Origin of the sequence: Citrobacter freundii complex sp. CFNIH9, assembly GCF_002903305.1 — a bacterium.
Taxonomy (GTDB): Bacteria; Pseudomonadota; Gammaproteobacteria; order Enterobacterales; family Enterobacteriaceae; genus Citrobacter; species Citrobacter portucalensis.
This window is the reverse complement of record NZ_CP026238.1, coordinates 2,765,576-2,778,836: the sequence shown is the minus strand read 5'-3', so window position 1 is coordinate 2,778,836 and position 13,261 is coordinate 2,765,576. Positions and strand designations below refer to the sequence as shown.

12 protein-coding genes and 1 pseudogene are annotated in these 13,261 nt (G+C 48.3%); 4 read left to right on the top strand and 9 right to left on the bottom strand.

Translation table 11 applies throughout. The features are described from left to right. Position 1: 1 nt before the first annotated feature. The 8 genes and pseudogenes from dhaK to C2U43_RS14005 all read right to left on the bottom strand — a co-directional run bounded on the left by dhaK (position 2) and on the right by C2U43_RS14005 (position 10,063). Positions 2-1,072, bottom strand: coding sequence for a dihydroxyacetone kinase subunit DhaK (gene dhaK, locus C2U43_RS14040; protein ID WP_003833521.1), 1,071 nt, complete (start codon positions 1,070-1,072; stop codon positions 2-4). Positions 1,073-1,397: 325 nt separating this feature from the next. Beyond that, positions 1,398-2,672, bottom strand: a complete 1,275-nt coding sequence (locus C2U43_RS14035) for a Glu/Leu/Phe/Val family dehydrogenase (RefSeq protein WP_020996616.1) — start codon at positions 2,670-2,672, stop codon at positions 1,398-1,400. Between the two features lie 322 nt (positions 2,673-2,994). Continuing rightward, positions 2,995-3,967 (bottom strand): annotated as a pseudogene (locus C2U43_RS14030) (Csu type fimbrial protein). A 13-nt stretch (positions 3,968-3,980) separates the two neighbouring features. Then, complete coding sequence (locus C2U43_RS14025) at positions 3,981-6,266, bottom strand: fimbria/pilus outer membrane usher protein (protein WP_103285334.1); 2,286 nt, start codon at positions 6,264-6,266, stop codon at positions 3,981-3,983. A 55-nt stretch (positions 6,267-6,321) separates the two neighbouring features. Then, positions 6,322-7,044, bottom strand: coding sequence for a fimbrial biogenesis chaperone (locus C2U43_RS14020; RefSeq protein WP_003833508.1), 723 nt, complete (start codon positions 7,042-7,044; stop codon positions 6,322-6,324). 14 nt (positions 7,045-7,058) lie between these two features. Next, a complete protein-coding gene (locus C2U43_RS14015; RefSeq protein ID WP_003833507.1) occupies positions 7,059-7,589 on the bottom strand; it encodes a Csu type fimbrial protein in 531 nt (176 codons plus the stop codon). Positions 7,590-7,898: 309 nt separating this feature from the next. Then, positions 7,899-8,630, bottom strand: a complete 732-nt coding sequence (locus C2U43_RS14010; protein ID WP_008784993.1) for a MerR family transcriptional regulator — start codon at positions 8,628-8,630, stop codon at positions 7,899-7,901. 203 nt (positions 8,631-8,833) lie between these two features. Then, a complete protein-coding gene (locus C2U43_RS14005) occupies positions 8,834-10,063 on the bottom strand; it encodes a diguanylate phosphodiesterase (RefSeq protein ID WP_103285333.1) in 1,230 nt (409 codons plus the stop codon). Positions 10,064-10,381: 318 nt separating this feature from the next. Here C2U43_RS14005 and ycgZ point away from each other — a divergent pair, with 318 nt between their 5' ends. The 4 genes from ycgZ (at position 10,382) to C2U43_RS13985 (ending at position 11,917) form a co-directional block, all read left to right on the top strand. Continuing rightward, a complete protein-coding gene (ycgZ, locus tag C2U43_RS14000) occupies positions 10,382-10,618 on the top strand; it encodes a regulatory protein YcgZ (protein WP_003833500.1) in 237 nt (78 codons plus the stop codon). 40 nt (positions 10,619-10,658) lie between these two features. Then, positions 10,659-10,931 (top strand): hypothetical protein, encoded by a 273-nt coding sequence (locus tag C2U43_RS13995; RefSeq protein WP_008784991.1) that lies wholly within the window; start codon positions 10,659-10,661, stop codon positions 10,929-10,931. 34 nt (positions 10,932-10,965) lie between these two features. Next, positions 10,966-11,232 (top strand): biofilm development regulator YmgB/AriR family protein, encoded by a 267-nt coding sequence (locus C2U43_RS13990; protein WP_008784990.1) that lies wholly within the window; start codon positions 10,966-10,968, stop codon positions 11,230-11,232. Between the two features lie 133 nt (positions 11,233-11,365). Then, entirely contained in the window at positions 11,366-11,917 is a 552-nt protein-coding gene (locus tag C2U43_RS13985) for a LuxR family transcriptional regulator (RefSeq protein ID WP_103285332.1), read from the top strand. Between the two features lie 76 nt (positions 11,918-11,993). Here the strand turns inward: C2U43_RS13985 and C2U43_RS13980 are convergent, their stop codons facing one another. Then, positions 11,994-13,253: an MFS transporter gene (locus C2U43_RS13980; RefSeq protein ID WP_071446227.1), complete on the bottom strand. Its 1,260-nt coding sequence runs from the start codon at positions 13,251-13,253 to the stop codon at positions 11,994-11,996. Positions 13,254-13,261: the final 8 nt, after the last annotated feature.

Here is a 13,261-nt window from a genome sequence, read left to right as displayed (position 1 = left end):
CTTATTTACCCCAGTTGAGGGCAGGGGTGTGAACCGGTGCATCCCATAAGCTCAGCGTTTCGTCATCTACCTGTAACAAGGTGATCGAGAAACCGGTCATATCCAGAGAGGTACAGTAAGAACCGATCAGGTTGCGCTCAATGACGATGCCTGCATCCTGACAACGGCTTTCCAGGCGGTTATACACGCCGAAGAGTTCAGACAACGGCGTCGCGCCGAGATTATTGACCAGCGCAATAACGCGATCGCCACTTTGTAACGCACGCTTGCTTTCTTTACCTTCCTGCCACGCGCCCTGGACGTTGTCCCAGTGGCGGAGTGTACGGCTGTAGTTACCGTTTTCCAGCAGGGTATCGAACATTTCATCAACGGTCTGATCGAGAGAGGTGAAGGGGCGACGGTCAATGCCGGGTTCCCCGTGGATACCTACGCCAAACTCCATTTCGTTATCCTGCAGCGTGAACGACGGTTGTCCAGCGGCTGGAACGGTACAGGCGCCAATGGCTATGCCAATGGAGTGGCCCTGGTTATTCAGCTTACGGCCCAACGCCGCACAGGCTTCCAGCGAATCACCGCGTTCGGCGGCCGCGCCGACCAGTTTTTCGATCAATACGGTATTCGCCACGCCACGTCGACCGGCGGTATACAAACTGTCTTTCACCGCCACGTCGTCATCCACCACCATGGTGGTGACTTTGACACCGCTTTCATGCAGCAGCTCGGTGGCGGTTTCGAAATTAAGAATGTCGCCGGTGTAATTTTTGATTATCAGCAGCACGCCTTCGCCACCGTCAATTTGCATGGCGCATTCGAACATTTTATCCGGCGTGGGTGAGGTAAAAATCTCACCTGGACAGGCGCCAGAGAGCATGCCCTGACCAATGTAGCCGCAGTGCATAGGTTCGTGTCCGCTGCCGCCACCGGAAAGCAGAGCCACTTTGCCCATCACCGGCGCATCTGCGCGGGTGACATATACAGGATCCTGATGCAGTGCCAGGGAAGGATACGCTTTCGCCAGTCCGGCGAGTTGTTCATTCAGTACGTCTTCAACACGGTTGATCAATTTTTTCATTATTTATGCTCCGCAGACAGTCCTGGATGGCTGCCAAATTCGGGCAGGCATCTGATGTAGGGTATCGGTTGGTTCAACGTCACGGCGACCGCTCGCTGCCGATAAGGTAATTTTGCACACGGGTACGCAAAAGAAAATTGCTGTGAAGGGCGTTTCAATACGGAACGCCATCATTTTATAACGTTCCATATTGAAACGTAGTGGTGCATAAAACAGCGAAAATGAGAGATCGGGCAGTATTTAATGGGGAAAGACTACGTGCAGGATTTTGCTAAAAAAAACCACCTGCCAGGCAGGTGGTTTATGCGAGGGAAAATTATCGGTATTAGCCCGGATAAATTCCGCGATCTTTACGTGCCAGCAGAATGCGTTCGCAGGCAACAATGTAGGCTGCGGTACGCAGGGAGCAGGATTTCTCAGCTGCTTTTTCCCATACGTGCACCATTGCATCAGTCATGATTTTGTCCATGCGATTATTGATCTCTTCTTCACTCCAGAAGAAGCTTGCCATGTCCTGGACCCATTCGAAGTAGCTGACGGTTACGCCGCCTGCATTACATACGACGTCAGGTACCACGATGATACCGCGGCTTGCCAGCATATCATCGGCATCCGGGTAAGTCGGGCCGTTAGCGCCCTCAAGTACCAGTTTGCAGGTCAGCATTTCTGCACGCTGACGGGTAATCTGTCCTTCCAGCGCGGCAGGGATCAGGATATCCATCTCCACGCTCCAGAAGGCTTCGCTGGCGATGGTTTCAGCGCCCGGGAAACCGGCAATCTGTTTGTGCTCTAACTGCCAGGCAGACAGCGCGGTCATGTCGATACCCGTGGAGTTAAACAGCGTTGCGGTGTGATCCTGAATAGCGACGACACGCGCACCCGCTGCGGCGAACAGGCGGGCGGCTTCGCTGCCGACGTTACCGAAACCTTGTACCGCCACGCGAGCGCCTTCAACTTCAATGTTCGCACGACGCGCGACTTCCAGACCGCTGACGAAAACGCCGCGACCGGTGGCTTTATCACGGCCTAACGAGCCGCCGAGGTGAATAGGTTTACCGGTGACCACACTGGTCACGGTGGTGCCGTGGTTCATGGAGTAGGTATCCATCATCCAGGCCATGACTTTTCCGTTAGTACCTACATCCGGCGCAGGAATGTCTTTCTGCGGCCCAATGATAATGCCGATTTCGCTGGTATAACGGCGGGTTAAACGCTCCAGTTCACCTTCAGAAAGTGAGAACGGATCGACGCGCACACCGCCTTTAGCGCCGCCGTACGGCAGGTTCAACGCTGCGCATTTGATGGTCATCCATGCAGACAGGGCCATCACTTCATTAAGATCAACATCAGGATGATAACGCACACCGCCTTTGCCCGGACCGCGGGAGAGGTTATGTTGCACGCGATACCCTTCAAAATGACGGATAGTGCCGTCATCCATCTGCACCGGGATATCGACAATCAGCGCGCGTTTTGGGTGGCGCAGGGTATCCACCCAATGGGAAAGTTCGCCCAGGTAAGGGGCCACACGCTCGATTTGTTGCAGGTAGGTATTCCAGGCAGATGTGCTGCTATCTGAAGCGTAAGATAACTTATCCATGATAAACCTTAGTTATAAAAGTAATATGTTCTTAATTTGGCCGTGGTATACAGTGAATCTCACCATATAAACCTAAATTTAACATTTTTTTCATAGAACAGCCTGCCTGGCTAACACGGATTATCGGTATGAGTAGTGTGGGCTTTGGCTTGGTGGTGAATAGTTATTCTTTGTTTTGGCTATCATCGCGGTTGTTTTGCGGTTTGTGTAGTTTAATATGCATAAATTGTAAAAATCGCAATTTGTCAGATTTATGACGCACCTCTAAAAGTAAATAATATGATAATAAAATGTGTTTGCTTTATTGCTGTTAAGCTGGGCGTCAGTAGGTCACGGCGATGGTGACAGTATCGGCATAGTTGTCTGGCGTGTAGTTCGCGCTGGGAACGGTGGCGTAAACCGGGTAGGTAGGTAGTCGTTGTCCCGGTGCCGTTGCCCGCAACGGTATTAAGCGCAGTATTGCCCCAGATCGTACCGGAAGGACCTGGCGTCGAACTAAGCTGGTAGGGGACTTTATCCGTATTTGACCCCGTGCCTGCCATCACGCCGCTGCCTGCCGTATTGCCGTTGGAGGGTTGAAGTCCGATGGTGTAAGGGGTGTTATTAGAGCAGGCTACGCCTACGTTATTTGACGCCGTGAGATTACGACCCGTTCCGCTGGTGGGAGCAAAGCTGATGTTAGTCGCGGAGGTGATATTACACTGTTTGCTGACAGCAGCTGTGACGGTGAAAGGAAACCTGGCGGCAACGGTATCACCACAGGTGGTCGGTGGGAAAAGCAATCCAGGATTAAGGGTGACAAGGGCTGTTGCCGTCGTATAGCTATCCTGATAATTTCCGGGGACGGCTGCCGTTTGTGGCGTGACGATCTGCGCCGATACCGTGAGTGAACCCGTCACTGGCGTCAGATTCAGCAGGTTAAGCTGTACCATCGGAAAAGTGGTTCCGGTCAGGTATTGGCTCCCCCAAATTTTGCTGTGTCCGGGATCCTGGTAAAGCTGGTATGCCAGCGTTCTGGCGGGGTTTCCGCTTAACGACATATTTCGCGGTGTCACCTGGCCACTGACGGCCGAGGCGCCAATATTAAAACAGAGATTGATCCCTGCCAGCACGTCACCAAGCTCTTTGGTGCAAGTGTAACTGAACGTCATTGATGACGTTGCGCCTGTCGCAGACAGTGGATTGACCGAACCTAAATTTATGGCTTGCACATTGCTCACCGAACAGGTTACCGCATGGCTAATTGCCGGACAAAAAAGTACGGCAGCGATGAGTAGCAGATGTCTTAACCTCATGAGCGCACTCCTGTTAGTGTGGGCGACAAACCAGTGGACCTATTTGCACAATCCCCTTTGCTGACGCGGGATAGTCAAATTGCACGCGACAACTACCGGTGTCCATATCAACGCGCAGCGTGTTGTGCTGCTCAAGAGTGTCGAACCATGTCATTCCATCAAAGCCAACGACAGACGATTGTCCTTTTCCGTTGATGGCGTAAGCCATGCTGCCTTCAGGAATTGGCTTACCCTGATTATCGACGAGGATAATCTGCGCAGCGCGGACGGGGGTGATGCCAAAGCTAACCAAAGTACCGGAACGATCGGCTGGCGTGGCATTCGTCTCAACGCGTGCGATCCGCATATTGGCAGGGAGATCCATCGGGTCAATACTGATCAGGTTTTTTTGATAACTGTTAAGCGGTGTGACCAGCAGTAGTCCCTGGTCATCGCTGCGACCAATCAGGTTATTTTGCAATTTGACCGGAACATCAGGCACGCCGTCAGTTGAGACGACGGCAAAACCATTATTGATTTCTCTTGCTGCAAACAGGCCGCCTCCCATGGTCACCAGCGATCCGGTTGCGCCTGCATAACCGTAATGGTTATCCGGTAAACGGCTGAATCCCGCGTACGCTTTACCATAACGTCCCAGATATCCCACTTCGCCCTGGCCACTTTGCCGGGAAGCCTGCTGACTGGCAGCCAGATTCCAGCCCCAGCCGCCGTCGGCAGGGGGCGTCAGGCTGGCGTTGAGCTGGTAACCGGTTTCGTCGTTGGTACGTTGTAGGGTGCTGCTGGCGCTCAGATTGTTGTCGGTCGTGATGGTCACCATCAAATAGAGACTGCGATCGCGGTTGTCGTCAATGTTCTGGTTGAATCCGGCATTGAGTGAGATGTTGTCGGTGAGAGATTTAAACCAGCTGGCATTGGCGTAGCGCACCGCATTTTCGTGTGGATATCGAAACTGCAAATAGCTCAGGCTGACATTTCCAGCTGCTTCCAGCGAATAACCAATAACCGTGTTGCTGTTAAGCGTGGGGGGCGGCTCACCGTAATGGGTGGCGACATCGCGATAATCGCCGGAAGTTGCCGTGGTACTGGTACTGAAATTAAACCGTTCGCCGGACCAACGGTAACCAAAACTATACAAAAACCCGTTCTTTCCTGAGTCGGTACTTGCGGCAAGTGAGGTCGAAAACGTGCCGCTGCGGGTTCCTGGGATCCAGTCGTTACTGAAGCCCGCGTTAATCAGTCCATCGCTGGTTTCCGCGTGAGTCCCGGCGGTGAACGTATTGCTAAACCCGCGACGCCACGTAGCGCTCAATACTGGTGCGCTGGCATAATCAAAAGAGGAGTAACCATAATTTTCGCGTACCGTGCCTAATTCTGCCGACCAGGCGGTTAATCCTTCCCGCAGGAGTTGCTGATCGTTGTAGAACGAGAAATTTTGTACGCTCGTTCTGCCCAACGCATCTGTCATCATCACCTGACCCGTTCCCGCGCCGCTGATGTTAGGCATTGTGTTGATCTGAAAGCTACCTGCGGGGACTTCTCCGTTGTAGTACCTGACGCCGTCGACGTACAGCTCAACGTTTGACGGTAACGTCGCGGATCCCAGATATGCTGGAAGCGGGGTGGTTGGCATATAGGGCTGTAACCCAAAATCGGTGCCTATCTGAATGCCGCCGATTCGCGTCGGTCGGGACCAGATGAGTGAACTAGTCAGGGTATCGCCCACGGTTAACGCCAACATCGAATCAGGAAATGACGTACGCCAGCTGGTGTCGAGGCGCTCAACGCTGTTATCGGCATATTCCTCGGTAGAGTACTGCGTCAACTGAGTGTTGCTGAGCACGCCGGTCGCATTGAAGGCGCGAATTTCGCTGAAGGTATTGATTGCGCTTTCATCCCCCTGTTGCGTATAGATATCATAATTGAGCAGCGCCCCGCGTGATGTTGTTGCCGTTGGCGCGGTTTCGGTGGGCGAGTTAAGCTGCGTGGTCGCAAGATCGAGTGAACTGAGCGGCGCAGTAAGCGAGAGCGTTTGCAACTGAACGTTGTAGTCAATGGTTAGCTGGGGGATATCGTTCAGGCAGACGGCGTTAGTGGCGTCTGGAGCAAAGCGAAAGCCCATTTTACGCAGAGTATCTGCTCCTGCATAAAGCTTTCCATTATCGTAGCCAAAATGTACCAGCCCAACGGGATTCCCATTTAAGGTGACGTCGAGATACAAATCGACTCCCGTAATCTGCGAGGCGCTATTAATAACATCATTTTCGTTCTGGTTATTATTCAGCGTTTGTGCGCAAACCATTCCCGATATTAATACTCCATTGAGAAAGCAATATTTCACCAGAAGCCAGGATCTGTTACAGATCTTGTACTGTTTTTTGGCCATTGATTGTGACTTCAACTTTCCCGCCGTAATGATTATTCCTGGCTGACGGGGAAACTATCCAGCGCATTGTTGATCCGGGTAAAACGTAGCCTAATAGTCCGGGTGTAATGACTTTTTTAGTACCGTCAGGGCTTATAAATGTTGCAGCAGATAACTGTGCATGCCCATTTCCCTGATTACTGACTTCAATAAATTTTTTGCCATCCAGTTGCTGTAATTTCCATTGCAGTTTTGCCTGCGTTTGTGCCGCTGATGTTGGTTGAATGAAAACGGGAACAGAATAATGCAGCACAAACTGAAGCTTGTTTTTTTCTACTTTTGCAGGCGGTAACTCATCTATCGACAAACGATAAGCGTCTTCGGCATGTGCCGAGGGAGGGCTTGTACGAATAACGCGTATCAGCTGTCGTTCTCCAGGGGCCAATGCTAACATCGGCGGGCTAATCACCAGCCCCTGAGAGGGGGAGAGTTTGTCGTCATAAGCGCTTTGACTCCAGCGAAAAACCCGAACCTGGGCATTGAGCACATTTTCACCCGCGTTACTCAGCCAGATACCATCGGCATTTTGCGTCGCTTGCAACGTTAACGTGACCGGGGCTATTTGCAGTCCGCTGGCGGTGGCAAGATTGACGCTCGCAACCATCCCTAGCAGGCATGCGCAGGCACACTGCTTTACAGGCAGTTTTACTCTCATATGGCTTCCTGAAGTTAGTAGTTAACGTTAACCGTTACCGTGTCGGCATAGTCGTCAGGAGTGAAGTTGGCGCTCGGTGCGGTGGCATAAACAGTATACGTTTGCGCCAGACCTGTACCCGTCGCCGCTACCCCATTTCCAGGTGCGGTGTCGGTGGCGGTATTCCCCCACACCGGACCTGTTGCTGATGTACGATTTAGCTGATAGGGCACTTTGTCGGTATTGGTGGCAGCGTTAGCTACGGAGGACATGGCGCCAGATCCTGTTGTCGTCCCTCCATTGGCAGCCGACGGTGCCAGACCGATAAAGTAGGGCGTGGTTTTTGAGCAATTAATTGAAATAGTGTTGCTTGCACTGGTATTTGTCGCCGTGGTATTCACCGGACCAAGTGTAATATTTGAAGCCGAACCGGCAGTTACGGTACAGGCCTTTTGAATCGTCATCAGCACCTGAAATGTTCCGTTAACGGTTGCTGCATTTGCCACAGAAATAATGGAAAAGGCGCAGCAACAAAGAATTAAGCGTTTGTCTAAGACTAGAGCCATATCCTTTACCTTTTTCAAATAACCACATTTATTACTTTAGAAAAACAATAATGTGGCATAAGAAGACATAATTTAACCCTAGAATAAGTATTAGACGTACGCCAGTTGATCTAATGAATTTTACTTAGGAAAAAGGTGATGTCGTCTGCAAAAAAATAATACCAATGGGTTAGTATATTGTTTTATTTTTATGCTATGGCCGGGGTTAAGTCAGGAGGATAGAGGGCAACATATTCCTTGGGGGGTACTCAAAATAACCAGCCAAAAAATGAGAGTTGTATGATTTATCTTACACGTATTACGTGTAGGTTACGGGCTGTGGAAAATGACCTTATAACCTTGTTCATTCCAGTGTTGGAGCAGTTCATTTTGTCTGCGGGTTGGCGTAATACCGGTCCAGACAAAAAGGGTTTGCCCAGGGAAAAGTTCAGGTCTTGGCGATTCAATGGGTTCAGCCAGAACGGCAATATGCCAACCAGATTGCGATAAGCGCCAGGCTTCGAGCCACAGACGGGTTCTGTCTTCAACATCCCAGGCCATCAGGAGGGCATCCTTTCCTGACTTGCGCCGCGTTTCAGACAGCAGTGTGGCAACATATTCAATCAATGCGCCATCAAGCATGCTGTTCATTATGCGGGATGTATTATGGTCAAGTATCAGCCGTTGACGTACGGGAAGATAAACGTGATCGATCAGCGCATCTACGGGGTGAACGCGACCGAGTGCGGTAATTTTGGCTCGCAGCTTCGGCGGATGCGCCATGCGAAGAATGCTCATCATCTCTTCTTGTAATTGATTCCAGTCGTCGTCAGCTTGACGGGTACTGGTTTCCAGCAATGCCTTAACTTTCCCAACAGGTATGCCATTGCTAATCCAACGTTTTATTTCTTCAATACGCTGAATATCTTCTTCATCAAAGAGTCGGTGGCCACCTTCACTGCGTTGAGGTTTGAGTAAACCGTAACGTCGTTGCCATGCCCGAAGGGTGACAGGATTTATCCCGCAACGTTCTGCGACATCCCCAATGCTGTAATAAGCCATAGTTCCCCCGGGCACCCCTGATTCTCCGTCACCGATATGCGGTTCCTGTTACTTTGTACAACATGCATCAAATTGTACAAAACATACAGAGGATTCTAGCAAAATTAAGATTTACTTTACTATCACGCAGGGAGTAAATGCTGAATTTTTATGTTCAGCATGAGGGCGGTTGTGGTGATTGTTTATTTATAACAATGCGTTAGTTATTTTGACGCTGAGAAATCATTTTTCTCTGGCCATGCAACAGACGGAATACCATTCAGGCAGGCTTGTGCAAAAAGGTTACCCTGGAAGATCTCAATACCTGCGGACTCAAGCCACATCCACTCTTCAGGTTTTTCAACGCCGACTGCGGAAATCATGATTTCCAGTGAAGTGCAACATTTGATAATTGCCTGAATGATGGCCTGTCTTGGTCCACTTTTATGCACATCCGTGATCAGCTCGCGGCTTATCTTAATTCGGTCGGGTTGAAAACGAGACAGAAGCTGAAGCCCGGCAAAACCTGCCCCAAAATGATCTATCGCCACACAGATCCCCGCAGCCTTGAGTGACTTTACGGCCTGCGCGAACGTATCAAAGCGCGATATAACTTCGCTTTCGGTAAACTCTACAATGATTTGTTCAGGCACCAGTCCGTGCGCCGCGATTTCGTTTATCAGAAAGCTGACTGCATCGGGTTTGTTTACCAGGGTCATGGGGAGCAGATTGACTGACAGCATTTTGTCGTTAAGTCCCAGCGCGCTTGCCATTGCAAAAGCAGTCTTTTTGCTCTGCAGATCCGCGGTATACAGTTCTTCAGGATTTAAGTTGCCAAAATAAGTTGCGGGCGTTTCACCGTCTCTACCACGAATAAGTGCTTCCAGAGCAATGACGCGCTGCGACATAGGATCGATAATGGGTTGAAAAGCAAAGCTGAAATCGATATTGGGCTGGAGTGTGCTTCCATCCAGGAGAGTACAAGAGTTGTCGGCAATAAAACTCCAGTAATCAGGCGCAGGTATTTCAAAATAACTCGATTTTTCCGTCGCAAGGACAAATGTGCGGAAAAACTGTAATGCCCGGTCATCATAGGTGAGCTGAAATTTTGATGTTCCCTTGTTAAGTACCGCTTGCAGGACGTCATTGCGTTCATGTTTTTGTAAATCAAATAACTCCATTCCCACCTTTCCGAATCTTCTCGCAGGCGCGTAATCACACATCAGCTCAACGATATTGTGGTGCCGTGGGTCGTTACATATACAACGATAAATCTCTTTTACCTGCTCCTCAGGTCCTTCAAGCAGTTGGAAAAAGTGGTGGCCATTAAAGAGTAAAATTCCCGTAACATCGGATCGCCGGTTTTTTAGATTTGCGGCTGTCACCATATCCTCAAGCGCTCTGAGGGGGGCGTCATCACGTAGATGGCTACGATAAATAATGGTCGTGAGCATGGACAGTCCGGTATCAAGGGAAGGGAAGAGATATGGACAGTATCAAACAAACCATCTTATGTCCTGATTTTAATACATTATTCTAACTTTATTTTTACAAACAAAGGCCCTTAAAAAGATCGAATTCATTCGTTAAATGAAGTGGATTGTACAACTGGATTTGATTTTATGTAGTTTGATATTGATATAAGTTACTGATTATATTTATTTAGCACTTTTTGATAAAAATTGATGGTTCGCGTTGTACACATTTTTGGTACAACTTTGCTACTGTTATAAAACTTAATATTCACCAGCATTTTGTTACAGGAGCATGACATGCAGCAGCATACCGTTCGCACTGATACTGCAAGCGCGATTTCTCGTTACTTTGCGAAGGCGCATCTGCCAACTCAACAGGAAACATTGGGAGAAATCGTCACTGAGATACTCAAGGATGGACGAAATCTGAACCGCAAATCACTTTGCACCAAGCTTCTGTGTCGTCTTGAAAAAGCATCCGGGGAGAAAGAACAGAAACATTACAATGCGTTAATTGGTCTGCTTTTTGAATAAAATAAACCCCTTACTTATAGGGGTAAGTAGTGAAGGAGTTATGAAGAAAACTGATAGTGAACGCCTGAAACATGAAATTACAGGTTTGGCTGTGCTAGAAATTTTGCGAATGCATACAGACGTTTCGTTAGCTGCAGTGATTAAGCAATTGCGACTTATGCAGGCCAGTGAAATAGATGGCACACGCAAGCAATTAATTGACAGCGTTATCAATGATTTTACAAACATTAATCCGGGGAAGATAAGTAGAAAACCGGATAAAACCAGAGATGAGAGTGCTTTCAGTGCCAGCAAAAACCCTAAATTACATTAAAGATAATCTTCCAGACTATACAAGCGAGGTTACCATGCTTCATGAAATTAATGTCCACAGTGTAATGACGGATAAAGCTTTATCAAGTTACTTCCATAATGCAGGTGAGCTATTAGCAGATGAGTCTGTGGTATTGGGACAGGCGGTAACAAATGTAATTCTGGCAGGTGATAATGTTAATAATAAAAACATCATTTTAAGCCTGATTAGTTCTCTGGAATCAACAGTTGACGTTGTCCAGGCAGATGTTATCAGAAAAACCCTGGAAATAGTGCTGCGCTACACAGCTGACGACGTCTAAAAAGTCTTCATGTTAATATAATATGTACAGTACCTTTGTTATATGCTGAAAGCACTCATGCTGAGCATTTTTTTGATTAAGACTATACATAGCACCCTCTCTAGAACAATTGTGATTTTTCATTGAGGCCATAATGATGAACATCGTTCAGGAACACACTGGAAACGCAGAGTTATGGATTGATGATATTTTTATCAGGCAAGGGCTAAAGAATATTCTTGCAGATATTGTTTTCGAAGATGATAAGACGCATCTGGTTTTTTTCACCGCCAATCACTTTGAGGCGGTAAAAAGGCAAAATTACGATCTGAAAACGCATCGTCTGGTACTGCTGATTGATGGTCATCTGTACAGATATCTCAATGATTTATCACTTTACAGACTGCCAATAGATGTTAGCGTTGCCACATTCAAACAATTTATTATTGATATTACTCGTTCTGGCGGTATACACGACAATCAGTCAGAACTAAATATTTCGCTGACTGCGCGAGATAAATATATTCTAATGCAGTTAGGAGAAGGTCGAACTATTTTTGAGATATCCGCCTTGTTAAATCTACATTTGAAAACGATTTACCAGGCCAGGCAGAATCTGATCAAGAAGCTTGGTTGTTCTGGGCTGATTGATTTTCAGGGAATACTGCGAGCGAAAATATTCCGCAAATGGCTGGAACATGCCTGAGTAAATCGACAGTTCGTACTTACTTTTGGGGGATACGACAGGGCTAATGGCCCTGTCCGATATATTTTAAACTTCGCTACTCTGTCACCAGTTCATTTCCCATCTTCTGCTGATGATGTTTTTTGCTCAACGAGAAGTAGCCAAATATTAGCGTTATTACCACAATGCTGGCCATAATCAGGAAGATTTCCTGATAGCCCACTTTATCAAACAACTTACCGACAGGCAGTGACAGCACGATAATGCCAATGGAACTGGCGATATTGAAGCCAATAAGATATATCGTTGATGACAGGCGTTTATCAAAATTTGCTACGCTGAATTTAAACACTGAAATAACAAACAGTGGGACTTCCAGCGCATGAAGCATTTTAATCAAGGAGATAATATAGATATCGGTGAACAGTGCTGAACCCAGGATTCGACAGGTCATGATTGTGCCACCCAGCAGCAATGCGGATTTAGGCCCGATGCGGTTAATCAGGAATGGAACCAGCGCCATACCGACGGCTTCCATAAAGACCTGTACCGAGTTGAGGTAGCCGTATACGCGTGGTGCCAGTTCGGGATCGTCAAATAAGCTGGCGTAAAACACCGGGAACATCTGCTGATCGTAGATGCTATAGAACGACCAGGTACCGACGACAAAGATAACGAAAAACCAGAACTGCGTATCTTTAAAGATAGTGAGAAAATCCTTTCGGGTCAGCGCATCGGGTTCAGGAGAACGCGTTTTTACAGAAGATGGGGCGGGTGAGTTGGTTTTGAACAACACGTTAATCAACAGGAATAACACCCCCATTACCGATACGCACCAGAAGTTAATGTGTGGGTTGATGCTGAAGAAGATACCGCCAACAAATGTCCCTGCGGCGTAGCCAAGCGATCCCCACAAGCGGGCGGTGCCGAATTCAAAGTTGAATTTGCGGCTCACTTTTTCGACGAAGCTTTCTACCAGACCACAACCCGCGAGGTAGCCAAGGCCAAAGAAAATGGCTCCCAGCGCCATACCAAGTTTGAAGTTGGAGGTCAGCAGCGGTTCGTAAACATAAATCAGGAACGGGCCGCTGAGCGTGATGACTATCCCCATCAGCCAGATAAGGTGTTTACGGGTGCCGAGCTTATCCTGCAGAAAACCGTAGACCAGCATAAACAGCATGCTAAAGAACTGGTTTACGGCATACAGCATTCCCAGCTCCGTTCCGGACAGGCCAAGTTTATTTTTTAGCCATATCGCATAAAAAGACCACCACAACGACCAGGCGGCAAAGAAAAAAAGCAGATACCCGGACGAGTACCGATATTTGTCATTACTGAACGGCATATTTATCTTCATGATTTTTC

Bases quoted from the DNA above. Each gene is read 5' to 3' on its own strand.
- C2U43_RS13990 (WP_008784990.1), top strand. From the start codon at position 10,966: ATGCTTCATGAAATTAATGTCCACAGTGTAATGACGGATAAAGCTTTA.
- C2U43_RS13995 (WP_008784991.1), top strand. From the start codon at position 10,659: ATGAAGAAAACTGATAGTGAACGCCTGAAACATGAAATTACAGGTTTG.
- C2U43_RS14035 (WP_020996616.1), bottom strand. From the start codon at position 2,672: ATGGATAAGTTATCTTACGCTTCAGATAGCAGCACATCTGCCTGGAAT.
- ycgZ (WP_003833500.1), top strand. From the start codon at position 10,382: ATGCAGCAGCATACCGTTCGCACTGATACTGCAAGCGCGATTTCTCGT.
- C2U43_RS13980 (WP_071446227.1), bottom strand. From the start codon at position 13,253: ATGAAGATAAATATGCCGTTCAGTAATGACAAATATCGGTACTCGTCC.
- C2U43_RS14025 (WP_103285334.1), bottom strand. From the start codon at position 6,266: ATGGTTTGCGCACAAACGCTGAATAATAACCAGAACGAAAATGATGTT.
- C2U43_RS14010 (WP_008784993.1), bottom strand. From the start codon at position 8,630: ATGGCTTATTACAGCATTGGGGATGTCGCAGAACGTTGCGGGATAAAT.
- C2U43_RS14015 (WP_003833507.1), bottom strand. From the start codon at position 7,589: ATGGCTCTAGTCTTAGACAAACGCTTAATTCTTTGTTGCTGCGCCTTT.
- C2U43_RS13985 (WP_103285332.1), top strand. From the start codon at position 11,366: ATGATGAACATCGTTCAGGAACACACTGGAAACGCAGAGTTATGGATT.
- C2U43_RS14005 (WP_103285333.1), bottom strand. From the start codon at position 10,063: ATGCTCACGACCATTATTTATCGTAGCCATCTACGTGATGACGCCCCC.
- dhaK (WP_003833521.1), bottom strand. From the start codon at position 1,072: ATGAAAAAATTGATCAACCGTGTTGAAGACGTACTGAATGAACAACTC.
- C2U43_RS14020 (WP_003833508.1), bottom strand. From the start codon at position 7,044: ATGAGAGTAAAACTGCCTGTAAAGCAGTGTGCCTGCGCATGCCTGCTA.